Raw genomic sequence first — 21,865 nt, 5'->3', positions numbered from 1 at the left:
CAGCCGGACAGGGGACCCCCCGCAGACCGGAACCCGCGCCACCGGCGCCGACGCCCGCCGGGGCGCGGCCGGTGGCCGGAACCGGAGCACCGGGCCCGTCGTCTGAGGCATCGTGTGGATGAAACGACGAATACCGGCCCTGCTCCTGGCCCTGCTCGCGACCCAGGCGGCCTCGCTGGTCAGCCCGGCGTACGCGTGCGGCTGCGGGGCGATGATCCCGGGCGGCGGCTCCCGCCTCGGCGTCGAGCGCGAGACGTCCGTGGTCCGCTGGGACGGCCGCACCGAGCAGATCGTGATGCGGTTCACCGTCGGCGGTGACGCGCGCCGCGCCGCCTGGATCATGCCGGTGCCGACGCGGGCGACGGTCGACCTCGCGGACGCCGCGGTCTTCACGGAGCTCTCCCGGCTGACCGCGCCCGAGCGCCGGACCCGGCACTACTTCCTGCCGCGCAGCGGGGACTGGCCGTTCGACGCCGTGGACGGCGCCACCGCCGGCGCCCTGCCGGGCGCCGGCGCGCCGGCGGTGGGCGTCGTCGGCCGCGAACGGCTCGGCGCCTTCGACGTCGCCCGGCTGACCGCCACCGACCCCGCCGCCCTGCGCGGCTGGCTGGAGGCCAACGGCTTCTCGCTGCCCGAGACGCTGACCGCCGAGGTGAAGCCGTACGTCGACCAGGGCTGGGAGTACGTCGCCGTACGGCTCGCCCCGCAGGACGAGGGCAAGCCGCTGCGCGGAAACCTCGACCCGCTGCGGATCCGCTTCGACAGCGACCGCCTCGTCTACCCGATGCGGCTGTCGCGGATGGCGAGGACGCCGCAGTCGCTCGGCCTGTACGTCCTGGCGGACCACCGGATGGAACCGGCGTCGCCGATCGGCGGCGCCGAACCGGAGGTCACCTTCGCCGGGCGGATCACCCCGAAGGAGCCGCTCGCATCCCTCACGGACGGCAGGGAGGCCTTCCTCACGGCGATCGAGCAGCGGTTCCCCGAGCCCGCCCGCATCGACGGCGACCACGAACTGCGCGCCACCGCCGCCGACACCCCGTACCGCCGGGTCGTGTACCGCAACAGGCTGCTGGAGATCGGCGGCGTACCGGCCTGGCTGCTGACCGCCGGAGCAGCCTTGGCGGGCGCCGCGGCAGCCGTGTCCGCCCGGCTCCGGCGCCGGAACGCACGGACCGCGCCGCCCGCCTGATGCTCAGCGGGGCTGCGGCGGGACCGAGTACGTGCCGCCCGGCTCGAAGGGCGGCGGGCTCGGGGACGGGGTGGGCGGCGGGGACGGCCGGTCCGGTTGCGGCGGGGTGGCCGGCTCGGCCGGTGCGGGCGGTGCCGACGGGCTCGCGGGCGGGGTGGGCGGCTCCGTGGACGGGGGTGTCGGGACCGGCTCCGCGGCAGGCGCCGCCGGCGGCGTCGCGGGTTCGGCCGGTTCCCCGGTGCCGGCAGAGCAGGCGGCGGTCAGGAGGACGGCCGCCAGGACGCCGGCCGCGGCTCTTGCCGCCGCCGTGATGCGGGAGTTCGGCTCCACCAGCCACCCCTGAGGTCTGTTCGAATGGATCGCGTCGCGATCGTAGCCCACTCGACGCCGCGGGCATCAGGCCGCCGGCGGAGCGCCTTCCGCCGTTCCGGCGCGGGCCAGGGCGACGACGCCCGCGCAGACCAGGGCGACGCCAGCCAGCTGCGGCAGGACCCACCAGCCCGTCCGCAGGTGCTCGTCGTACAGGACGACGCCCAGCGCGATGCTGACCGTCGCGTCGCCCAGCGTCAGCGCCGGCTGCGAGGCCACCAGCGGGCCGCCCTGCATGGCGTGTTCGAGCAGCAGCAGGGCGCAGACGCCGCTGAGGGCGAAGCCGTACGTCTGCCAGGCCGTCAGGAAGGCCGCCGCCCCGCCCTCGGCGAGCAGCGGCACCGAGTCCTTCATCAGGGCGGCCGTCAGGGCGTAGCAGACGGCGGTGGCGGCTCCCAGGCAGCCGGCCCGGGCCCGCCCCGGCGGCCTGCGCAGCCCGGCGAGCGCCAGCAGCAGCGCGGCCGCGGCGCAGCCGGCGAAGGCGGGCAGCCACCGGTCGAGCGGGACATGCGTACGGTTCCCCGACGGCGCGGCCGAGGCCAGCGCGAGGCCCAGCCCCGCGACGACCGCGGCGACGGCACCCCACAGCGCCGCGGGCAGCCGCTGCCGCACCACCAGCGAGGCGATCAGCAGCGCGAGCGGCAGCTCCAGCACGAACAGCGGCTGTACGAGCACCAGCGCGCCCGTGGCCAGCGCCGCGGCCTGGCCGGCCCCGGCCAGGACCACCGCGAGGATCCCCGCGACCCACACGGGCCGCCGCAGCAGGTCCAGGACCAGCCCCGGCCGGAACCCCCGGCTCTGCGGCACGGTCAGGGCGGCCCGCCGCTGGAGCACGGTGGCCAGCGCGTTGCTGAGCGCCGCGAACAGCGCGAAGAGGACCGGCAGCAGGACGCCCATCCGCCGATCCTCACGCCGCCCCCGGCGGGGCCCGCCCGCCGACACGCGCCCGGCCGCGCAATCCCCCCGTCGGGTCTCAGGCGAGGCGCCGTCCGGCGCGGGCCCGGGCGAGGGCGAGGTCCGCCAGGGCCTGCGGCGCGCCGTCCTGGCCGCGGATGCCGGGGAAGGCGTTGACGTCCACGATGAGCGGGGTGCCGCCGCCGGTGTCGACGACGTCGACCCCGTACACGTCCAGCGAGAACACCTCGCCGACCCGCAGCACGAGGTCCGCCCAGCCGCCGGGCAGGCCGGCCGGGTCCAGCGGCCGGGCCGGGCCGCGGCCCCCCGGGGCCAGTTCGGAGCGGCGCAGCGCGGCGAAGACCCGGCCGCCGACCGCCCACAGCTTGTGGTCCCAGCCGTTGTTGGGTGCGAAGTCCTGGACGACGACCGGTTCCTGCGGCCACTGGGCGGCGAGCTCCCGCAGCCGCGGGCGGTCGTCGACGCGGGCGACGAGGTCGTGGCGGCGGCTGCGGCGGCTCTTGACCACCACCGGCTGGCCCGGCAGCCGGCCGTCGTGCGGCGCCGCGTCCTGCGCCGCCCAGGCCGCCAGCGAGGGGTGCGTGCGGGTCTCGGCGAACGGCAGCCCCGCCGCGAGGGCCAGTGCGGCCATCTCCGTCCGGTCCTGGCAGAGTCCGGTGGCCGCGGCGGAGTTCACGACGACGGCGCCGCGCCCCTCCAACTCCCCGGCCAGTGCCAGGGCCCGCGGGGTCCGCGCCTTCAGCAGGTACACGTCCGCCGGAGCACCCCCGGGGTGCTCCGCGGCCGGGTCGAGGGACTCGACGCGGTGTCCGGCGGCGCGCAGCAGGCCGGTCGCGGCGGCGAGCAGCGGGTGTCCGGGCTCGGGGGTGATCAGGCAGACCCTCACAGCGCGGCCTCGCCCGTCCGGGGGGCCGGCAGGGCCGGCGCCGGCGCGCCGGCGCCGGCCACCGCGCCTGCGGCCGCCCGTGCCGGAGCCCCCGCGAGCGCCGGCAGCGGCGGCCCGGCGGGGCCCGTGCCGCCGCGGCGGGCGAGACCGAGGACGGCGCGGGCGACGCGCGCGGCCGCGTCGGGGACCTGTCGGAAGCTGGGGAAGTCGTTGACGTCGACCACCGCCGGGCCGTCCGGCCCGAGCAGCACGTCCACCCCGTACAGGTCGAGTCCGTACACCGCCCCCACCCGCGCGGCGATCGCCGCGACCTCCGCGGAGAGCGGCACGGGGCGCTCCCGCACCGACGGGTCCGGGTGGAGCGGCGAGCAGCGCTCCGTGGCGAACAGCTCGCCGCCGACGGCGTACACCTTGATGTCGCTGCCCGAGTTCGGCACGTACGGCTGGGCGATCAGCATGCCGCCCTCGGCGGCGAGTACGGGGAGCAGCGACTCCAGCCGCTCGGGGGACGACACGAGGCGTACGCCGCGGCCGGAGCTGCCGTCGGCCGGCTTGACGACGAGGGGGTACTCGGCTGCGGGCACCTCCCGCAGCAGTTCCGGCCGGGCGGCCGCGTACGTGGCCGGCACGGGGAGCCCGCCGGCCCGCCCGAGGGCGGCGGCGAGGGCCTTGTCCCGGACGCCGCGGATGGAGCGGGCGTCGTTGACGGTGGGCATCCCGGCGGCGGCGGCCGCCTCCAGCAGGACGAGCCCGGGGCCGCCCGACACCGTCTTGAGGACCCATGCGTCGTGCGCGCCGGAGCCGATGCCGCCGGTCATGTCCAGCAGCGAGCCGCCGGGGCGCAGCACGTCGACGCGGTGTCCCCACGCGGTGAGCTGCCCGATCACCTCGTTGGGCATCCCGTCGTGGCGGTAGTGCTCCTCCACCAGGAAGCACAGCCTCATGGACCTGGACATTCCCCACCCCATCATCGCCGGATGTCCGCCGACTACGCCCGGCGAATTGTGATGTCACAGGATGTCATGAACCGCAATGTGATGATCAGTCCGGTCCGCGGGACGTGTACGCATCGGTCGCCGCCCGGGCCTCCGCCGCGGGTGCGCACGGCGGCCGGGGCGCCACGGGCTCAGACGACGGATCCCGCCCGCCCGGTTCCCCGGCCCCTGGAACGCCGTGCGGGGGCCTGGCCGCCGGGGAGCCGGCGGCCAGGCCCCCGGGGGCCGGCGGGCGCGGTCAGACGGCCGCGGGGACCGGCACCGAGACGAACGTCCTCCCGGACTCGTTCTCCACGAGGACCTCGCCGACGTCCGCCGGGTCCACCCAGGCCGAGCCGTCCAGGGCGGCGCCCTTCGCCTCGCCGCCGCCCTGGCCGCCGACGACCCAGCTGCCCGCGGTGCTGCGCCTGCCGTCGCGCGAGACCACGACCAGCCGGCACCGCTCGCCCGCGGGGACGCCCGTCACGGCCGCGTGCACCCGCACCCACTTGGCGGCCGGGGTGACCTTCACGGTCATCCGCGCGCCGGTGCCCGGGTCGGTCGCGGACGCCACCCTGGTCCCGGCCGGCGGCGGCGACGGAGCCGCCGTCACCGCCGGGGACGGGTCCGGCGGCGCCGCGACGGGCGCGCCCTCGCCGCCCACCCGGGCGCCGGCCCAGAACACCGCCGCCAGCGAGGCCGCGGCCGCCAGGCCCGCCAGCCCCCACCGCCTGCGCCGGGCCGCGGCGGCCTCGCCGCGCACCCGCCGCAGTGTGCGCTGGAGCAGCAGGTCGCCGCCGGCCGGCGGCCCGTCGAGGAACGCCTCCGCGGGCACCTCGCCCAGCGCCGCTTCCATCTCGCGCAACGCCGCCACCTCCTCGCGGCACCGCAGGCAGCCGCCGACGTGTTCCTCGACCCGGCGGACGTCCTCCGCGTCCAGGACACCCAGAACGTACGGGCCGAGGAGTTCCTCCTCGTGCTCCTGCCGCTGCCGGTTCATGCCACCACCTCCCGCAGTCCGGCGGGCTGCTGGGGCGGCCTGCCCGTTCGATGTCGACGGCCCTCCCCGGCGCCGTTCTGCCGGAACACCTCGCGCAGGGCCTTGAGCGCGTAGTGCGAGCGCGACTTGACCGTACCGGCCGGGATGCCGAGGCTGTCGGCCGCCTCCGCCACGCTCAGCTGCCGGTAGTACAACTCCTTCAGCACGTCCCGGTGTTCCGGCGACAGCTGGTCGAGCGCCCCCATGACGGTCATCGTGTCGACGACCGAGTCGGCGTGGTCGGCCTCCACCGGGGGAGCGGCCGCCGCCCCGGAGACCTCCTGCGGCCGGGCGGCCTTGGCCCGGTACCGGTCGGTGATGATGTTCCGGGCCACGGTGAGCAGCCAGCCGCGCACCGAGCCCTTCCCGTTCACCAGCACCTCGGCGTGCCGCCAGGCGCGGATCAGCGTCTCCTGGACGACGTCCTCGGCGGTGGCCCGGTCCCCGGTGAGCCGGGTGGCGTACGCGAGCAGGGCGTGTCCGTGCTCCTCGTAGACCGACCTGATCAGCGCCTCGTCGGTCGCGCCCCGCCGGGTACGGGGCCACAGTGGTCCGGCCATATCGCCCTCTCGTCCTCACTCGCCCTGCCGTGCGGTCAGAACACGCGGTGGGCGGAGCCACCGGTTCATGTGACCTGCGTCACGCCGGGTGGGGCGGGCTGCGGACGGCGGGTCAGAAGCGGCAGTGCGCGCCCCTGTTGAGGCAGTCGACGACCGCCGCCATCTGCTCCTCCGTCATGGCGTTGACGAACATGGCGTGGTCGGTCCGCGGATCGTGCCGCTGCTCAGGGAAGGAGTCGACGGCGATCGGCACCCCCGGACCCACCTCGTACTCGAGCCCGATCCGCAGCTGCGGCACGGGGAAGGAGTCCGCCGGGCAGACGCCGTTCGCGGCGGGGAACGACAGGTGGGCGCGGTGGTCGGGGCTGTCGGTGTCCAGGCCGTTCCAGCAGCTGGGGAAGACGAGCGTGCGGGTGACGCGCTCCCCGGCCGGGCAGCGCGGATACCGGGTGGTGGACCGGTCCGGCGTACCGGAGCAGCCCCAGCGGGCCCGTACGGCGCCGCCGTCGCGGGCGGTGCCCGCCACGGCGTCGCCGGTGACGGCCCGCAGGAAGCGCGGCATCGGCACGACCCGGCTCACCGGACTGCCGCGGTACTCCACCGTGACGGCGGCCTCGGGCAGGATCCGGCCCGTGTTGCCGTGTCCGGCGGCGCGCTCGAACGGGCGGGTCCCCGGCCGGTCGGTGCGGCGCAGGACGGGCCAGTAGTACGCGGAGCGGTCGCCGCCGGGGCACGTGGTCGCGGCGGCGGCCAGCGAGGCGTCCGTCGAGGCCGCGTCCGTCGACAGGTTCCCCGCGTACGCGTGGGTGTGGTGGGCGCCGGCGCGCAGCCCGGGGGAGACCACCACGTTGTCCTCGTTGTAGTGGCCCTCCCCGCCGCGCCCGCAGTCCACGGCCGCCGAGCCGGACGAGGCCTGCGGCCCGGCAGGCGGCGGATCCGCCGGTACGGGCGCCTCCGCCCGGGGCTCCGCCGTGGCCGGGCCGGGCGCCGGCACTCCGGCGGCCGGCGGACCGCCGCGCCCTGCGCCGCCGTGTGCCGCGCGGTCCGGCCGGGCACCGTCCGGCAGGGCCGCGGCGAGCCCCGCCCCCAGCGCCAGGCACAGCACCGGCGCGAGCAGCGCGAGCGGTCGGCGTCCGCGGCGCCTGCGGCGCCCGCTTCCCCTCACCATGCGGATCACCGTCGCCGCTGCCCGGCCCGGCGTCAACCCGCAGTCCGCATACCGGCCACCGGCCCGCCGCGTCCGGCTCGCGGGCGCCTTGCCCGGCCGCGCAGGGCCGAGGAAAGTACCCGGCATGACAACCGCACCCGGCACCGACCCCGCCGAACTCCTGCGGGCCTTCGCCCGCGCCCGCGCCTCCCTCGACGGGGCCGAAACGGTCTTCTGGTGGTCCGGCGACGTCCACTCCTGGGCGCCGGACGAGCCCTACCGCCGCCTGTTCGGCTTCGAAGGCGTCAACACCGCCCGCCTCGTGGCTGACGAGGAGAGCGGCGGCTACCGGCTCCTGGCCCGCGAGGCCGCCTTCTACCTGGACCCGCGGACCCGCGACATCCTCGACACCTGGGAGGGCAGGCGGGTCGTCCACGTCTGGAACGACCCCGCGAACCTGGCCCTGCGCCCCTTCCCCGTGCCGCTGACCCGCCTGGGCGACCAGGTCTGCTTCAGCCTGGAGATCCCGCTCTCCTACCCCTCGCCGCTGCCCGTCGCCGACCACCCCCTGCACTCCGCCGGGGACACCTACCGGGCCCTGGAGCTCTTCCAGTTCTTCGCCCCCGCATCGGTGCTCGACACCGGGGAGCCCGGGGTGCCGTGCACCATGTCCTGGACGCGCATGTCGCCCTGGCTGCCGTGGATGGAGCAGGGGCAGCGGCCCGGCGGGCTCACCTTCCACTGCCGCGGCCGCAAGCTGGGCTCGTACGCGGAGGTCCCGGAGCGGACCCGGAGGTACATCGCCGACCGGCACCCGGAGTTCGCCCACGCCCCGGAGAAGTGGTCCGAGCCCAACGAGACGAGCTGGACCTACTTCCGCCGCCTGGGCACCGCGGGCTGAGGCCCGCCGGGCGAAACCGCAGCTCAGCCCAGGCTCGGGCAGGCGGCAGGGGGACCCGGGAGGGCCCCCCGGGGGTCGGCAGGGGGCGGACAAGGGTTTTCCCCGTATCCAGTTCACCCGCCCGTTGCCTACTGTCTGGCCACCGGCGATCTTCCCCCCCGCCCGCGGCCCCCGTCCCAACCCCACATGGTGCGAAGCCGCGAGCCGGGTCGATCGCCCAGCACCGACGTCGTCCCAGCCCCGCCGAAGCGGCCGGGACGGCGCGGCGATCCCGCGGTGGCCGGGCCGGAAACTGACCAGTCCGCCCGGCCCCGTAAGATCGTCAACCACCTCCCACACCGCCCCAACCGGGGTCGCTCCGGCCTGCCCGGGACCGGCCCGCGAAAGGGAAGACCGTGCACGCAACGCGACGCAGGCTGATATCCGTGGCGGCGATGTCCGCCACCCTGCTGGCCGGCTCCGCCACCGCCTCCGTGGCCCTGTCCGGGGCCGAGCCCGCTCCGGCCGCCCGGGCCGCCGCCTCGACCATCCCGGCCCCCGGCGCCCCCGCCGCCCCGGCCGCCGCCCCGGTCGAGAACCTGATCGTCGGCTACAAGTCGAACGCCGCCGAGGCCGGTTCCGACAGCGCCGCCGCGAACGACGCCGCCGCGAAGGGCAAGAAGGCCGGCAAGAAGGCCGCCTTCGACCGCCGCCTCGGCACCGGCGCCGCCCTCGTCAGCCTCGGCGGAGCGACCGCCCCCAAGGACGCGGCCGACCTGATGGCCCAGTTCCGCTCCGACCCGGACGTCGCCTACGTCGAGCCGGACACCCGCGCCTACGCGATGGCCGCCCCGAACGACACCGAGTACGCCAAGCAGTGGGACCTCTTCGAGCCCACCGCCGGCATGAACGTTCCGGCAGCCTGGGACAAGGCCACCGGCACCGGCGTCACCGTCGCCGTCCTCGACACCGGCTACGTCGCCCACTCCGACCTCGCCGCGAACATCGTCCCCGGCTACGACTTCATCAGCAGCTCCACCGCCGCCCGCGACGGCAACGGCCGCGACAGCAACCCGGCCGACCAGGGCGACTGGAGCGCGGCCGGCGAGTGCGGCACCGGCTCCAAGGCGAGCGACTCCTCCTGGCACGGCACCCACGTCGCCGGCACCATCGGCGCGGCTGCCAACAACGCCAAGGGCATCGCGGGCATCGCGTACAACGCGAAGATCCAGCCCGTCCGCGTCCTCGGCAAGTGCGGCGGCGCCACCTCCGACATCGTCGACGCCATCACCTGGGCCTCCGGCGGCACCGTCGCCGGCATCCCCGCCAACGCCACCCCCGCCAAGGTCATCAACATGAGCCTCGGCGGCTCCGGCACCTGCTCCACCACCTACCAGAACGCCATCAACGCGGCCGTCGCCCGCGGCACCACCGTCGTCGTGGCCGCCGGCAACAGCAACGCCGACGCCTCCGGCTTCTCCCCGGCCAGCTGCAGCAACGTCATCACCGTCGCCGCCAGCAACCGCGCCGGCGACCGCTCGTACTACTCCAACTACGGCGCCAGCATCGACGTCGCCGCCCCGGGCGGTGAGACCCGCCGCGCCACCGACACGCCCGGCACCGTCACCACCCCCGAGAACGCCATCCTCTCCACGCTGAACACCGGCCTCACCACCCCCGGCTCGGAGAACTACAAGCCGTACCAGGGCACCAGCATGGCCGCCCCGCACGTCGCCGGCCTCGCCGCGCTCATGGTCGCCGCCAAGCCCGGGCTGACCCCGGCCCAGATCGAGGCGGCCATCAAGACCAACACCCGCCCGCTCGCCGGCACCTGCACCGGCGGCTGCGGCACCGGCCTCGCCGACGCGGCCGCCACGCTCAACGCGGTGACCTCGACCACCCCCGCCCCGGGCTTCGAGAACACCATGAACGTGAACATCTTCGACAACTCGACCGCCGAGAGCCCGATCACCGTCACCGGTGTCGCGGGCAACGCCCCGGCCACCCTCAAGGTGGGCGTCGACATCAAGCACACCTACATCGGCGACCTCAAGGTCGACCTGGTGGCCCCGGACGGCTCGGTCTACACCCTGCACAACCGCGCCGGCGGCAGCGCCGACAACATCAACCAGACGTACACCGTGAACGCCTCCTCCGAGGTCGCCAACGGCACCTGGAAGCTCCGGATCAACGACAACGCCGGCGGCGACACCGGCTACCTCGACACCTGGAACCTCGCCTTCTGAGGCACCCCCGCCCGGCCGCCCCGGCAGCCGGCGCACGCACCACCCGATGACACCCGCGGGCCTGCCGACACCCTCGTACCGGCAGGCCCGCGAGGCTTTCCCGGCCGTGACTGAATTGTGCGTCACACTTCGCCTCCACCCGGCCCGCGACCTCGTATTCTCGCTCCTCACAGGAAAGGCACAGAGTGGGGACCGAAAGGCTGGTGGCTGTGCGTGGCAGCGGGGCGCGCCAACGCGACCGTAGGACACGGTGAACTGATCAAGGCGGTCGAGCAGGCGCTCGCCGAGCACGGGCGCGCCCTGCTCACCGCACCCGCCGGCGCGGGCAAGACCGAGCTCGCCGGCGCCATCGCGGCAGCGGCCGAGGCCAGGCAGGACACCGTGCTCCGCCTCGCCCCCGAAGCCGCCGACCGGTGGATCCCCGAGGCGTCGGCCGCCGCGCTGCTCGCCTCGGTCCCCTGCGCCGCGCTCGAAACCCTCTCCGGGCCGCAGCGCACCGCCATCGCCCACCTGCGCCGTGAGACCGACACCCCGCGCGCCGGCCGCGACCACGTCGCCCTGCGCCTCGCCGTCGTCGAGGTGCTGCGCTCCCTGGCCGCTCGCAGCCCCGTCCTGCTCGTCGTCGACAACGCCCAATGGCTGGATCCGGAAAGCACCGATCTGCTCCGATTCGCCCTGCGGCTGACCCCGCCCCGGGTGCGCGTCCTGGTGGCCGAATGCGTCCAGGGCGGCGTGCCCGTGGCCGGACCCCTGTGCGGCCCCGGCACCCCTGCGATACGCATCCCGCCGCTCGGCGCCGACGAGGTGGCCGAACTCCTCGTCCGGCACGGCCTGCCCGCCCGCCTCGCCGGCCGGGTCCACCAGGCCAGCGGCGGCAACCCGCGCCTCGCGCTCGCCCTCGGCCACTCCCTCGCCGAAGCCGCCGGCTCCCGCGACGGCGTCGCCCACCACGCCGACACCCTGCCCCTGTCCGGCCAGGCCCGCGAGGTCGCCCGGCGCCTCCTCGCCGAGGCCCCGGCCCGCACCCGGCGCACCCTGCTCCTCGCCGCCCTCGCGGCCCGGCCCACCACCGCGCTGCTGCGCCGCGCCGGCCGCCCCGACGCCGAAGCCGAACTCGCCGAAGCCGAACGGGCCGCACTCGTCACCGTCGGCGAGGACGGCACCGTCTCCTTCACCGCCGGCGCCCTCCCCATGGCCCTCGCCGCCGACGCCGGCTGGCCGGAGCGCGCCGCCGGGCACGCCGCGCTCGCCGCCGCCGTCGACGACCCCGTCCAGGCCGTACGCCACCGGGCCCTCGCCGTGGACACCCCCGACGAATGGCTCGCCGCCGAGATCACCCGGGCCGCCGCCGACTGCCGCCGCCGCGGACAGCGCGCGCTGGCCGCCGAACTCGGACTGCTCGCCGCCGAACGGACCCCGGGCGACCGGCCCGGCGAGGAACTGGCCCGGCTCGTCGCCGCCGCCGAGGACGCGGGCTGGGCCGGCCGGGCCGACCTCGCCCGCCGCGCCACCCGGGCCGTCCTCGCCCGCGACGCCTCGCGCTCCGACCGGGTCCGGGCCCGCCTCGCCGTCATCGACGCCGCCGGACAGGCCCTCGGCACCCTCGACGAGACCTTCGCGTACGCCATGGACGACGCCGAGGGCGACCCCGCCCTCCAGGCCGCCGTCCGCCTGCGCGTCGCCTGGAAGCACAACCTGAGCGACGGCGACCCCGTACGCGCCCGGGACGAGGCCGCCGCGGCCGGACGGCTCGCCGCCCGCGGCGGGGACCAGGTCGCCGAGGCCATGGCGCTCACCGTCCGGGCCCGCATGGGCCGCATCCTCGGCGACCCGGACGCCGAGGACATCCTCGCCGAGGCGCTCGCCCTGCCCGCCCCCGAGGTCCCCCTCGGCATGCGCAACGCCCCCCGGTATCTGGCGGTCCGGCACGCCCTGTTCGACGACCGGCTCGCCGACGCACGCCGCGACCTGCTCGCGCTGCTGCCCGCGGTCCGCCGCACCGGCTCCGCCGAGGACGTCTTCGAGGTGCTGCGCAGCCTGACCGAGGTGGAGCTGCGGCGCGGCCGCTGCGCGACCGCCTCCGACCACGCCCGGCGGGCCCTGGAGCTGACCATCGAGGCGGGCCTCTCACCCGGGCCCGCCTGGTACGTGGCCGCGATGGCGGAGGTGGCGGGCGGAAGCTTCGCGCGCGCCGCCGGGTACGCGCGCCGCGGCATCCAGGCCTCGGAGGAGGAGCGGGACCAGGTCTTCCTGTCGCGGAGCCTGTACGCGCTCGGCCTCGTCGAACTGGCCACGGGCGAGGCGGCGAAGGCGGTGGCGACGCTGCGCCGGGTCGCCGGCCTGGAGGCTGCCCAGCAGGTGGTGGACCCCTCGATCCTGCGCTGGCACGGGGAGCTGGCGGAGGCGCTCGTCGCCGCTGACGCGCCCGAGGAGGCGGTGGAGCTGATCGACGAGGTCGGCGAGGTCGCGCGGTCGCTGGGGCGGTCGACGGTCGTCGCGGCGCTGGACCGGGCGCGCGGTTCGGCCCTGTCCGTGCTGGGCGAGGGCGATGCGGCCGTGGAGCTGCTGACGCGGACGGCCGCCGGCTTCCAGGCGTTCCACCTCCCGGTGGAGCGAGGCCGGACGCTGCTCGCGCTGGCCCGGGCGGAGCGGCGGCGGCGCCGGCGGGCCCCGGCCCGGGCCGCGCTGCAGGCGGCCGCGGCGGTGTTCGAGCAGGCGGGGGCGCGGCCGTGGGCGCAGCTGGCGGCCGAGGGGCCGGAGCCGGTGCCGGCCGAGGCGGGTCCGGCCGTGGCGCTGGCCGCGCTGACGGAGGCGGAGGCCCGGCTTGCGCTGCTGGTGGCGCAGGGGGCGAGCAACCAGGAGGCGGCGGCCCGGCTGTTCGTCAGCGTCAAGACGGTCGAGGCGCGGCTGACCAGGATCTACCAGAAGCTGGAGGTGCGTTCGCGGGCGCAGCTGGCGATGGCGCTGAGGGCCCCCTGAGCGCGGGTAGCGCCGCGGGGGCCCCTGACGGGCGGGGCGGGCCGGCCGGGCGCGGGCCCGTCAGCAGGTGAGGTTGGGACCCGGGGTGGTGCCCAGCATCGCGGTGAAGTTCCGGTAGGCGTCTATGCGGCTCTGGACCTGGGCGGGGTTGCCGCCGTTGCACTCCAGGGCGCCGTTGATGGAGCGGATCGTCTCGCCGAAGCCGGAGCCGTTGGTCATCGCGGCGTGCGCGGTCATGGTGCCGGGGCCGTTCTGGGTGTTCCAGTACCACAGGGCGGTCTTCATGGCGACGGCCGGGTCCCGCTCGACCAGGTACGGGTCGCCCAGCAGGTTGAGGCCGAGGGCGTCGCCGGCGGCCTTGTAGTTGAAGTTCCAGCTGAGCTGGATGGGCCCGCGGCCGTAGTAGGCGGCCTGGCCGGCGGGGCAGCCGTAGGGCCGGGTGGCGTCGCAGTAGTGCGGGTAGTTGGCGGTGTTCTGCTCGACGATGTGGACGAGCCCGCCGGTCTCGTGCGAGACGTTGGCGAGGAAGGCGGCGGCCTCCCGGCGCTTGGTGGTGTCGTCCCCCGTGTTGGCGAACCCGGGGTAGGCCGCCAGGGCTGCCACGAGGCCGCGGTAGGTGTAGAAGGGGTTCCGGTTCGGGAACATGCGGTGGAACTGGTCCTCGGTGACGACGAACCCGGACGGGTCGGTGCCCGGGTCCGGGTCGGGGTCCGTTCCGCCGCCGGTGCCGCAGGACCCCTGGTCGGACCAGACGCCCCACTGGCCGGTGGTGCCGGGCGTCTCGCCCTGGGTCCACCACTTGGCCTGCCAGTTGCGGCCGTTGTGCGAGGCGGTCGTGTCTCCGGTGTAGACGGCGGAGGAGGTCCAGGCAGCGGCGCAGGGGGGCGCGGCGGCGGCCGGGGCGGCGGGCAGGGCCGCGGCGAGTCCGAGGGCGGCGGCCGCGGCGGCGGCGAGGGCGAGGGCGCGGCGGCGCAGCGGACGTATCACGCAACTTCTCCTTGGATGGGGGGAATTGCCGGTGGGGCGGCACTGCCCCCAGCCAAGCGAACTGGTATGGACCTGTCAAGGTCTAGACCAAGCGGGCGGGGTGGTGGGGCCGCGTCGGAGCCCCCTCGTACGGCAACGGGCAGGGCCCGTACGCGGGATGCGCGTACGGGCCCTGGCTGCCGCGCCGGCGGCTCAGCTGCCGACGGAGGCGTTGCCGGACAGGACCGGGATGTCGTCCAGGATGTGGGAGAGGGACTCGTCGCCCTTGGCCTGGGTGGAGTTCTCGGCGCACTGCTGGTTCATCGGGTTGGACAGGAGGTTGACGTCCTGGAGGCCGATGACGGAGGCGCCGGCCAGCGTCTGGGTGTTGACCTTGGCGGGCAGGCCGACGCACAGCTTGTTCAGCGAGCCCTGGACCACGCCCATCTGCGGGCTCATCTCGCCCTTGGTCTCCTGGTTGCCGTAGATCTGCGCCGAGTCGTTGCCGTTGACGGTGTTGACGCCGTTGTCGTTGCCGATCGCCATCGCCGGGGAGGCGACCGCGGCGCCGGCGCCCAGCACGGCTGCGGTGGCGGCGGTCGTGGCCATGAGCTTCTTGAGCATGTGGAGGATCCTTCTGTCGCGCTGTCGCATGGATGGTGGTCCCCGGCGGGACGAACTGGTCAACTGCCTTTCCCGCCGGGGGTTATCGCCTGTCACCCATGTGGCCCAGCGCGCGACCGGGCGGGGCGGTCAGCCCGCCTTGCGGCGGGTCCGCTTCTGCCCGCCGCCGGCCCCGGAGCTGGTGCCCTGGATCTTCGTCCGACTCTGGTGGGCCTGCTGGGCCCGCGCGGTGCGCGCGTTGCGCTCCAGGGCCTCGCGGAACCTGCGCTTGGCCTCCTCGGCGGGCGACTCGTCCTGCGGCGCGTCCGACTCCTGTGCCATGTGTCCTCCTCCGGTGTACGAAGCCGCCAGTCTGTCAGCCCCGCCCGGCCCGGACCAGCGACTTCCTACCGCGGCGGGTGGTCCGGCGCGCCGGCGCCGGGCGGCCAACGCAAAGTCCCGGACCCCTTCGGGGCCCGGGACGTCACGGGTGCACTTCGCTTGACCGCCGTGTCCAACGACGGGCGGCCCCGGAAGTCACTGCCGCACGGGCGGATCAGACGGTGAACGGCTTCTGGCCGAGGAAATCCGGAGACGGGCTGCCCGTGGTGTGCAGGTTGGGCACCTGGGTGCGCGGCAGCCGCTCCCGGATGGCCCGGTGGAAGTCCTGGTAGCCGCCGGAGAAGGCGCCCGCGTCCCACACGCGCAGCAGCGCCTCGGTGAACGCGCCGTTCACCCGGCCGTCAAGGGCGAACTGGTCGTCCTGGCAGGCCGAGATCAGCAGCGTGCCGGGCCCGCCGCCCGCCCCGTTCTTGCGCAGTTCGCGCTGGAGTTCCTGGTAGAAGTCCCGGTCCCGCTCGAAGAGCTGCTGCTGGCGCACGACCGGCATGACGCGGACCGCCGCGTCCCCGTCCGCCCCGGGCTGCGACGCGGCCTCGGTGGCCGTCCCGCTGTGGCAGCAGTCCAGCAGGCAGAAGATGCGCACGCCGGGGGAGAAGCGGCGGAACTCCCGGCGCAGCTCGTCGTCGAGGAACTGGCGGTCGAAGAACACGAGGGTCTCGTCGAGGGCGTCCGGCTCGTCCCCCTCCTCGTCCGGGACCTGGCCGCCGTGGCCGGAGTAGGTGAACAGCAGGATGTCGCCGTCCTCCAGCCGCCCTGCGGCCTCGCGCAGCTCGGCCGTGACGCGGTCCACGGTGCCCTCGGGGGTGAGCAGCACCGTCGGCTCGAAGCCGGCGGCGCGAGCCACCGCCGCCATGTCGCGGGCGTCGTTCTCGCACGCCAGCAGCCGGCCGTCCCACCCGCCGTACGCGGCGGGGTCGACGCTGTTGAGTCCTACGTGGACGGAGAGTCCTACGGGCACGGGGTCCTCCTCGGGGAGCGGGGCGGTTCGGTACACCTCGGGGATGGCTTCCTCGGCCCGGCGCCTCGCGAACCCGGCGGCGGCCGGTGCCGCCCGATAGGGCACGGCGGCCGCCCGGGGAGGGGCGGGCGGCCGAACGAAGGACCGGCCGAGGCCGCCACCGCAGCCGATGTCCCGACCGGACGCGGCCGTGTGAGTCCGGCCGGCGGGCGTGCGGAAGGAGCAACGGCTGCGACCAACCGGCCCCCTGCCGCCCCTCGGGCCGCTTCAGGGCGACTTCTCCGGTCCGGAACCGGCCCGGTTGCGGGCCGCTTCCGCTCCCCGGCCTTGCACCCGGTTGAAGCGGGTGAAAACATGACAGATATCACCAGTGATTCGTCGGCCGCCCCCGCGGGCGGACGGGCAGGTGCGCAATGCCGCTCACCGACACGGAATGGGGCGTGGTCACCGCCTGGGTGCGGGACTACCTCCTGGACACCCCCGACCCCCACGACCGCCTCCGGCAGGCCGGCTACCCGAACGCGTTCATCGGATCGCTCAGCCTCACCGCCAAGGCCGGGGAGAACGCCGCCGGCCTCGTCCGGGCCGTACGGCACAGCATCACCGCCCAGCTCTACCTCCTCGACGTCCTGCTCGGCCTCGACGAACTCACCAGCCGGTTCGAGCCCCAGGTCCGCGACCTCCGCACCCGGCTCGCGGACGACGAACGCGTGCACGTCTCCGACCAGGACCACTTCCACGCGTGCGTGCTGCGCAACGGCGCCGAGGTGTTCATCGACCGCGCGCAGCTGCGCGAGCGGCTGCGGGAATTCCTCGCCGACCCCGAGAAGACCGTCCTCGTCGTCGACGGCGAGCCCGACAGCGGCCGCTCCTACAGCTACAGCCTCATCCGCTACCTCGGCCAGCACTGCGGCTTCCGCCCCGTCCGCGTGACGCTCACCCGCACGACCACCGCCGCCCAGATGATCCGGCAGATCGCCGCCAGGGTCGACCCGGAGGCCGACCCGCCGCAGTTGAACCCCGCACCGTTGAACGATCCACTGTCCGCGCACGAATGGGCCGTCCAGCGGATCGCCGCCCGCGCCACCGCCGCCCCCGAGGCCTTCTGGATCGTCCTCGACGAGTGCGACCGGCTCGACCCGACCTCCGACGCCTTCGACGCCATCGGCCAGCTCGCCCAGGCCCTGTACGATCACGGGCCCGCCCCCGAGGGGGCCGCGCCCCGGCTGGTCCTGCTCGGCTACACGCCGACCATGCCGCAGCTGCCGTACGACACCCGCAAGAACGTGTGCCGGGACACGGCCCGCGTCCTCGGCCGCGACGACGTGGACGACTTCTTCCGCACGTTCTTCACCCAGGCCCCCGTACCCCCGGCGGAAGCCGTCCGCCTGGCCGCGGCCTCCGCGGCGGCGGTGTGGGAGGCGGCGCAGGCGCCCGCCTCGGGCGACAGCCCCATGCGCCGGCTGTGCACGGCCGCCGAGACCGCCGTCGGCACCTGGCGGTCCCTGGCACCCGGCGCCGACTACGCCGGCCTCCTGCACCGCGAGCTCGGCGCCCCGGCCGCCCTGGAGCCGGCGGCCCCCTCCGAAGACCGCCGCGCCTACCGGCGGGCCGCCTGCCTGCTCGTCCGCTTCGAGCCGGACACCCTGCGCCTGCCCGGCGAACGCGAACCCTCCGGCCGCGCCCAGCGGGAACTCGTCGACGACTGCGCGACGCTCGCCACGAGCCCGCCCGTGTGGACCCTGCGCGACGAGGTCCGGGAGGCGGCCCTCGCCGACCTTTCCGGGCCGGCCGCCGCCCGGCGCTGCCTGGAGGCCAACCTCGCCCAGGTGCAGGCCGGCCCGACACCCGAGCGCATCGCCCTCGCCTACCTCAGCGGGCGGCCCCCGGACGCCCGGCGGCTCGACGCGGACGCCCTCGCCGCCGCCCACCAGGCCGTGCTGTGGCTGTCCCGCGTCCCGGGCGCCGCCGGAATCCCCGACCCGGCGCAGCTCCAGAGCCTGCTGGAGCGGGTGCGCCTCCTCCAGCCGCTGCGCCGCCTGTTGGAGGAGTGATGGAGCAGCAGGCCTTCTGCGGCCGCACCGCCGAGCTGTCCCGGCTGCACGCGTACGTCCTCGACGACGGCGCGGGCCCGGTCGAACGGCCCCCGCTGCTGATCCACGGGCTCGGCGGCATGGGCAAGAGCACCCTCCTGGCGAAGTTCCTCCTCGACTGCCTGCCCGACGACATCACCGCCCCCTTCCCCTTCCCCTTCGCCTACGTGGACTTCGCGCGGCCCACCCTGTCCGTCCACGAACCGGCCACGCTCATCGGCGAGATGGCCCGACAGCTCGGCGTCCAGTACCCCGGCCACCGCTCCGCCTTCGACGCCCTCGCAGGGGCTTGCGAGGAGACCGCCCGCACCCAGCGCGAGGAGCAGGGCGCCATCGACGAGCTGTACGGGCTCTCCTCGACCCGGTCGAGCCTGGGGCGCACCGCAGCGGGGCGGTTCCACACCACCGCCCGCACCCGCGAGACGGAGCTCGTCCGGCAGGTCGCCGAACTCGTCGCCCTGGCCGTCGGCGCCGCGCCCCCCGGCGCGCAGGACCCGGCGGCCGCCGCGGCCCCGCCGCTGGTCGTCGCCGTCGACTCCTTCGAAGCGGCCCAGTACCGGGCCAACCCCGCGCTCGGCCGGCTGTGGGCCATGTGGTCGGTGCTGCAGGAGGTCTACCCGCGGCTGCGGATGATCGTCGCCGGCCGCGCCCCCGTGGGCCACCCCGCCCGCGTGGTCGACCCCCTCGCCATCGAACTCGGCGAACTCGCCCCGGACGCGGCCGTCGCCCTCCTGCGCAGCCGCGGCATCGAGGACGAGGCCGTTGCCCGCGCCCTCGCCGAGCGCGTCGGCGGCCACCCGCTCAGCCTGAAGCTCGCCGCCCGTGCGGCGATGATCGTCGGGGACGGGGCGGGCGCGCTGGGCGAGCTGGTGGAGAGCCTGCCCCGGCGCCGCCAGGTCCTGCGCAAGGTGGACCAGATGCTCGTCCAGGGCGTCCTCTACGACCGGATCCTGCGCCATATCGCCAACCCCTCCGTACGGGCCCTTGCCCAGGGCGGACTGGCCCTGCGCAAGATCACCCCGGAGCTGGTCGGGGACGTCCTCGCCGAGCCGTGCGGACTGCGCGTCGACACGGCCGAGGAGGCCCGGACCCTGTTCGGCCTGCTGGCCCGGCTCGACCTCATGGAGCCCGCCGGGCCCGGCCGGATCCGCCACCGGTCCGACCTGCGCGCCATCATGCTGCGCCTGTCCGACACCGCCGGCACCGCCCTCATGCGCGGCGTCGCCCGGCGGGCCGTGGACTTCTACGCCGCCCTGCCGGGCGTGGAGGACCGCGCCGAGGAGATCTACCACCGGCTGCGCCTGAACGAGAGCCCCCGCACGGTGGAGGAGCGCTGGGAGCCCGGTGTCGAACGCCACCTCGGCGGCGCCGCCGAGGACATGGCGCCCCGGTCGGCGGCCTTCCTCGACGGCCGCCTCGGCGGGCACACCGCCGGGCTGCCGCTGCACGACGCCGACCAGGAGGACTGGGAGCGGATCACCGCCCGCGAGGTCGAGGACCTGCTCGCGCAGGGCTACCTCCGCGAGGCCGAGGCACGGCTCGCGGAACGCCGGCCGTGGACGCCCGGAAGCGCGCTCGACCCGCTGCTCGTCGAGACGCTGGCCCGGCTCGGCCGGCGTGCGGAGGCCAGGGCCGAGGCGGACAGGGCGGTCGACCGGGCCGAGGAGGCGGGCGACGCCGACGCGGAGCTGGACCTGCTGCTGCTCGAGGCCCGGCTCGCGGAGGAGGACGGCGACCCGGCGGCCGCCGAGCGGGCGCTCGCGGAGGCCGAGGACATCGCGACCGGCCTGGGCCGCGACTTCGACGCCATGGGAGCGCTGCTGGCCCGCTCCCGGCTCGCCGCCGCGACCGACGCCGGGCCGGAGGCCGGGATCAGGCTCGCCGAGCGGCTGCGGCGGCTGCCCGACGAGGCGATGGCGCAGCAGCCCTCCCTCGTACGGGCCGTCGCCGCGGAAGTCTCCGGGCGGGACCCGGCCGCGCTGGACCACACCCTCAAGGTGCTGGGCCTGCCCGAGGCCGACGACGCGGCCCTGGAGCAGCTCGCGGAGTCGATCCGCCAGGCCGTCGCCAAGCAGCCCCGGCTCGGGGAGGCCCTGGCCCGGGTCCTCGCCGACGCCGCCGGCACGGCACCGGAGCCGCCGCCGGATAACGGGGCGCCCGGTGGGCCCGTGGAACCCGGCGGGCCGGCCGGGGCCGTGCGGGCCGAGCCGCAGGAGCAGGAGCCCCCAGGGCCCGGGGTCCCTCCGCCGGAAGCGGCCACCCCCGCCCCCGCCCGCACCGGTACGGCCGGGATGCTGCGGGAGGCCCGCCGCCGCGGCACCCTCGACGAACTCGCCCGCCGCCTGCTCGTCCTGCGGGACGACCACGGCGACCTCGTCTCCGGTGTGGCGGCCGCCATGGGCGCGGCCGCCCCCGGACCCGCCCGGCCGGAGGCCCCCGCGGACCCGGCCGAGACCGGAAAGGAACGGCCCCGACCGGGCCTGGAGCGTATGAACGACACCTACCTGGCGCGTGAGGACGTCCTCCGCCTCAAGGACACCGCACTGGAGACCGGGCTGGCCGACCCGTCGATGCGGCCCCTCCTGCTCGCCGGCATCATGCCCCGGTACCGGGGCGTCCTGCCCGTCCTGGCCGCCCCCGGCGCGCAGGTCCAGTCCGACCTGGAGGCGATGAACCGGGTGGAGCGCCTCGTGGACGGCTCGGTCCCGCTGGAGATCTGGCTGCGCAACGCCGTCGCCCAGACGGCGGAGGCCGGACCGCTCGCGGTGTTCCAGAGCGCCCTGGACCGGGTGGCGCGCGACGCCGCGGGCGAGCCAGACGTGCCCGCCCCGCCCGCCGGCGAGACCAAGGAGGAGATCGTCTTCCGCGACGACACGGTCCCCTTCGAGTTCCTCCTCGCCGGCGAGGCCGCCGGCCGCGCGGTGGCCAGGCTCAAGGTGACCCCGTACCAGGCGGGCGCCCCGCTCGGGCAGGGCGGCTACCCGCACGCCGGCACCGGCTGGCTCATCGCGCCGGGGCTGCTCGTCACCAACCACCACGTCGTCAACGCGCGCACCCGGACCGCCGCCGACCGGGCGCCCGTCGACCCCGCCGACCTCCGCCTCCAGGCGCGGAACACCCGCTGCCGCTTCGACTACGGCGCCGACGCCGCCGCGGGCGCGACGCCGGCCGGCGAGGCGGCCGTGGAGGAGCTGCTCGCCTGGGACGAGGACCTCGACTACGCGGTCCTCCGCCTGGCGGACGGGCCGCCGCGCGACCCCCTGCGGATCGCGGCCGCCCCGCTGGCGGTGACCCCGCAGGAGCCCGTCCCCGTCAACATCATCCAGCACCCCGGCGGCGAGCCGAAGCGCGTCGCCCTGCGCAACAACCTGGTCTACGAGGCGGACGCGAAGGACGTCCGCTACTTCACCGACACCCGCGGCGGGTCCTCGGGATCGCCCGTCCTGACCGACGACTGGACGGTCGTCGCCCTGCACCGCGGCACCCGGCGCGTCGAGGACGTCGTCTACCAGGGCAAGACGACCGCGTTCGTGAACGTCGGCACCCAGATGAGCACGATCATGCAGCACCTCGCCGAGCACAGCCCCGCCGTCCACCGGGAGATCGCGGACGCCCAGGCGCTGCTCGGCGGACGGCACCCCGCGGAGGTGGTCTGA

17 protein-coding genes are annotated in these 21,865 nt (G+C 76.1%); 7 read left to right on the top strand and 10 right to left on the bottom strand.

What is annotated here, in order from left to right:
* Positions 1 to 118 precede the first annotated feature (118 nt).
* Both ACZ462_RS18500 and ACZ462_RS18495 read left to right on the top strand, forming a co-directional pair.
* Positions 119 to 1,192, top strand: a complete 1,074-nt coding sequence (locus tag ACZ462_RS18500) for a DUF2330 domain-containing protein (protein WP_467804393.1) — start codon at positions 119 to 121, stop codon at positions 1,190 to 1,192.
* 31 nt (positions 1,193 to 1,223) lie between these two features.
* Positions 1,224 to 1,535 (top strand): hypothetical protein, encoded by a 312-nt coding sequence (locus tag ACZ462_RS18495; protein ID WP_467804394.1) that lies wholly within the window; start codon positions 1,224 to 1,226, stop codon positions 1,533 to 1,535.
* A 53-nt stretch (positions 1,536 to 1,588) separates the two neighbouring features.
* On the opposite strand, the gene ACZ462_RS18490 is transcribed toward ACZ462_RS18495, so the two are convergent.
* The 6 genes from ACZ462_RS18490 to ACZ462_RS18465 form a co-directional block, all read right to left on the bottom strand.
* A complete protein-coding gene (locus ACZ462_RS18490; RefSeq protein WP_467804396.1) occupies positions 1,589 to 2,458 on the bottom strand; it encodes a DMT family transporter in 870 nt (289 codons plus the stop codon).
* Positions 2,459 to 2,534: 76 nt separating this feature from the next.
* Positions 2,535 to 3,362, bottom strand: coding sequence for an ATP-grasp domain-containing protein (locus ACZ462_RS18485; RefSeq protein ID WP_467804397.1), 828 nt, complete (start codon positions 3,360 to 3,362; stop codon positions 2,535 to 2,537).
* A complete protein-coding gene (locus tag ACZ462_RS18480) occupies positions 3,359 to 4,306 on the bottom strand; it encodes an ATP-grasp domain-containing protein (RefSeq protein ID WP_467882570.1) in 948 nt (315 codons plus the stop codon). Before ACZ462_RS18480 ends, ACZ462_RS18485 begins: the two co-directional genes overlap by 4 nt.
* Before the next feature lie 289 nt (positions 4,307 to 4,595).
* Positions 4,596 to 5,336 carry an anti-sigma factor gene (locus tag ACZ462_RS18475; protein ID WP_467809090.1) on the bottom strand — a complete coding sequence of 247 codons (741 nt, stop codon included), beginning with the start codon at positions 5,334 to 5,336 and terminating at the stop codon, positions 4,596 to 4,598.
* Positions 5,333 to 5,935, bottom strand: coding sequence for a sigma-70 family RNA polymerase sigma factor (locus tag ACZ462_RS18470; RefSeq protein ID WP_467809091.1), 603 nt, complete (start codon positions 5,933 to 5,935; stop codon positions 5,333 to 5,335). The genes ACZ462_RS18475 and ACZ462_RS18470 overlap by 4 nt, the downstream gene beginning before the upstream one ends.
* 112 nt (positions 5,936 to 6,047) lie before the next feature.
* A complete protein-coding gene (locus ACZ462_RS18465) occupies positions 6,048 to 7,103 on the bottom strand; it encodes a DUF1996 domain-containing protein (protein ID WP_467809092.1) in 1,056 nt (351 codons plus the stop codon).
* Between the two features lie 124 nt (positions 7,104 to 7,227).
* On the opposite strand from ACZ462_RS18465, the gene ACZ462_RS18460 reads away from it, so the two are divergent.
* From ACZ462_RS18460 to ACZ462_RS18450, 3 genes are all read left to right on the top strand, one after another.
* Positions 7,228 to 7,983, top strand: a complete 756-nt coding sequence (locus tag ACZ462_RS18460) for a DUF1838 family protein (RefSeq protein WP_467809093.1) — start codon at positions 7,228 to 7,230, stop codon at positions 7,981 to 7,983.
* Between the two features lie 434 nt (positions 7,984 to 8,417).
* Entirely contained in the window at positions 8,418 to 10,208 is a 1,791-nt protein-coding gene (locus ACZ462_RS18455) for a S8 family peptidase (RefSeq protein WP_467809122.1), read from the top strand.
* 213 nt (positions 10,209 to 10,421) lie between these two features.
* Positions 10,422 to 13,187 carry a helix-turn-helix transcriptional regulator gene (locus tag ACZ462_RS18450; protein WP_467809094.1) on the top strand — a complete coding sequence of 922 codons (2,766 nt, stop codon included), beginning with the start codon at positions 10,422 to 10,424 and terminating at the stop codon, positions 13,185 to 13,187.
* Positions 13,188 to 13,247: 60 nt separating this feature from the next.
* Here ACZ462_RS18450 and ACZ462_RS18445 read toward each other — a convergent pair whose 3' ends face one another.
* From ACZ462_RS18445 to ACZ462_RS18430, 4 genes are all read right to left on the bottom strand, one after another.
* Positions 13,248 to 14,162 carry a glycoside hydrolase family 19 protein gene (locus tag ACZ462_RS18445; RefSeq protein ID WP_467809123.1) on the bottom strand — a complete coding sequence of 305 codons (915 nt, stop codon included), beginning with the start codon at positions 14,160 to 14,162 and terminating at the stop codon, positions 13,248 to 13,250.
* Positions 14,163 to 14,366: 204 nt separating this feature from the next.
* Positions 14,367 to 14,777: a rodlin gene (locus ACZ462_RS18440; RefSeq protein WP_467809095.1), complete on the bottom strand. Its 411-nt coding sequence runs from the start codon at positions 14,775 to 14,777 to the stop codon at positions 14,367 to 14,369.
* A gap of 129 nt (positions 14,778 to 14,906) precedes the next feature.
* Positions 14,907 to 15,098 (bottom strand): DUF5302 domain-containing protein, encoded by a 192-nt coding sequence (locus ACZ462_RS18435; protein ID WP_467809096.1) that lies wholly within the window; start codon positions 15,096 to 15,098, stop codon positions 14,907 to 14,909.
* Between the two features lie 214 nt (positions 15,099 to 15,312).
* Positions 15,313 to 16,116, bottom strand: a complete 804-nt coding sequence (locus ACZ462_RS18430; RefSeq protein WP_467809097.1) for a caspase family protein — start codon at positions 16,114 to 16,116, stop codon at positions 15,313 to 15,315.
* A 413-nt stretch (positions 16,117 to 16,529) separates the two neighbouring features.
* Here ACZ462_RS18430 and ACZ462_RS18425 point away from each other — a divergent pair, with 413 nt between their 5' ends.
* Both ACZ462_RS18425 and ACZ462_RS18420 read left to right on the top strand, forming a co-directional pair.
* Positions 16,530 to 18,170, top strand: a complete 1,641-nt coding sequence (locus tag ACZ462_RS18425) for a hypothetical protein (RefSeq protein WP_467809098.1) — start codon at positions 16,530 to 16,532, stop codon at positions 18,168 to 18,170.
* Positions 18,170 to 21,865 (top strand): trypsin-like peptidase domain-containing protein, encoded by a 3,696-nt coding sequence (locus tag ACZ462_RS18420; protein WP_467809100.1) that lies wholly within the window; start codon positions 18,170 to 18,172, stop codon positions 21,863 to 21,865. Before ACZ462_RS18425 ends, ACZ462_RS18420 begins: the two co-directional genes overlap by 1 nt.

Source organism: Streptomyces sp. NPDC031121 (assembly GCF_055570615.1).
Note: the sequence above shows the minus strand (reverse complement) of the source record. Positions and strands in the feature narration are given on the sequence as shown.

What these genes read in the sequence shown, in the direction of transcription:
- ACZ462_RS18475 (WP_467809090.1), bottom strand. Translation starts at nt 5,336, where the DNA reads ATGAACCGGCAGCGGCAGGAGCACGAGGAGGAACTCCTCGGCCCGTAC.
- ACZ462_RS18465 (WP_467809092.1), bottom strand. Translation starts at nt 7,103, where the DNA reads ATGGTGAGGGGAAGCGGGCGCCGCAGGCGCCGCGGACGCCGACCGCTC.
- ACZ462_RS18440 (WP_467809095.1), bottom strand. Translation starts at nt 14,777, where the DNA reads ATGCTCAAGAAGCTCATGGCCACGACCGCCGCCACCGCAGCCGTGCTG.
- ACZ462_RS18455 (WP_467809122.1), top strand. Translation starts at nt 8,418, where the DNA reads ATGTCCGCCACCCTGCTGGCCGGCTCCGCCACCGCCTCCGTGGCCCTG.
- ACZ462_RS18500 (WP_467804393.1), top strand. Translation starts at nt 119, where the DNA reads ATGAAACGACGAATACCGGCCCTGCTCCTGGCCCTGCTCGCGACCCAG.
- ACZ462_RS18420 (WP_467809100.1), top strand. Translation starts at nt 18,170, where the DNA reads ATGGAGCAGCAGGCCTTCTGCGGCCGCACCGCCGAGCTGTCCCGGCTG.
- ACZ462_RS18435 (WP_467809096.1), bottom strand. Translation starts at nt 15,098, where the DNA reads ATGGCACAGGAGTCGGACGCGCCGCAGGACGAGTCGCCCGCCGAGGAG.
- ACZ462_RS18490 (WP_467804396.1), bottom strand. Translation starts at nt 2,458, where the DNA reads ATGGGCGTCCTGCTGCCGGTCCTCTTCGCGCTGTTCGCGGCGCTCAGC.
- ACZ462_RS18480 (WP_467882570.1), bottom strand. Translation starts at nt 4,306, where the DNA reads ATGAGGCTGTGCTTCCTGGTGGAGGAGCACTACCGCCACGACGGGATG.
- ACZ462_RS18470 (WP_467809091.1), bottom strand. Translation starts at nt 5,935, where the DNA reads ATGGCCGGACCACTGTGGCCCCGTACCCGGCGGGGCGCGACCGACGAG.
- ACZ462_RS18425 (WP_467809098.1), top strand. Translation starts at nt 16,530, where the DNA reads ATGCCGCTCACCGACACGGAATGGGGCGTGGTCACCGCCTGGGTGCGG.
- ACZ462_RS18460 (WP_467809093.1), top strand. Translation starts at nt 7,228, where the DNA reads ATGACAACCGCACCCGGCACCGACCCCGCCGAACTCCTGCGGGCCTTC.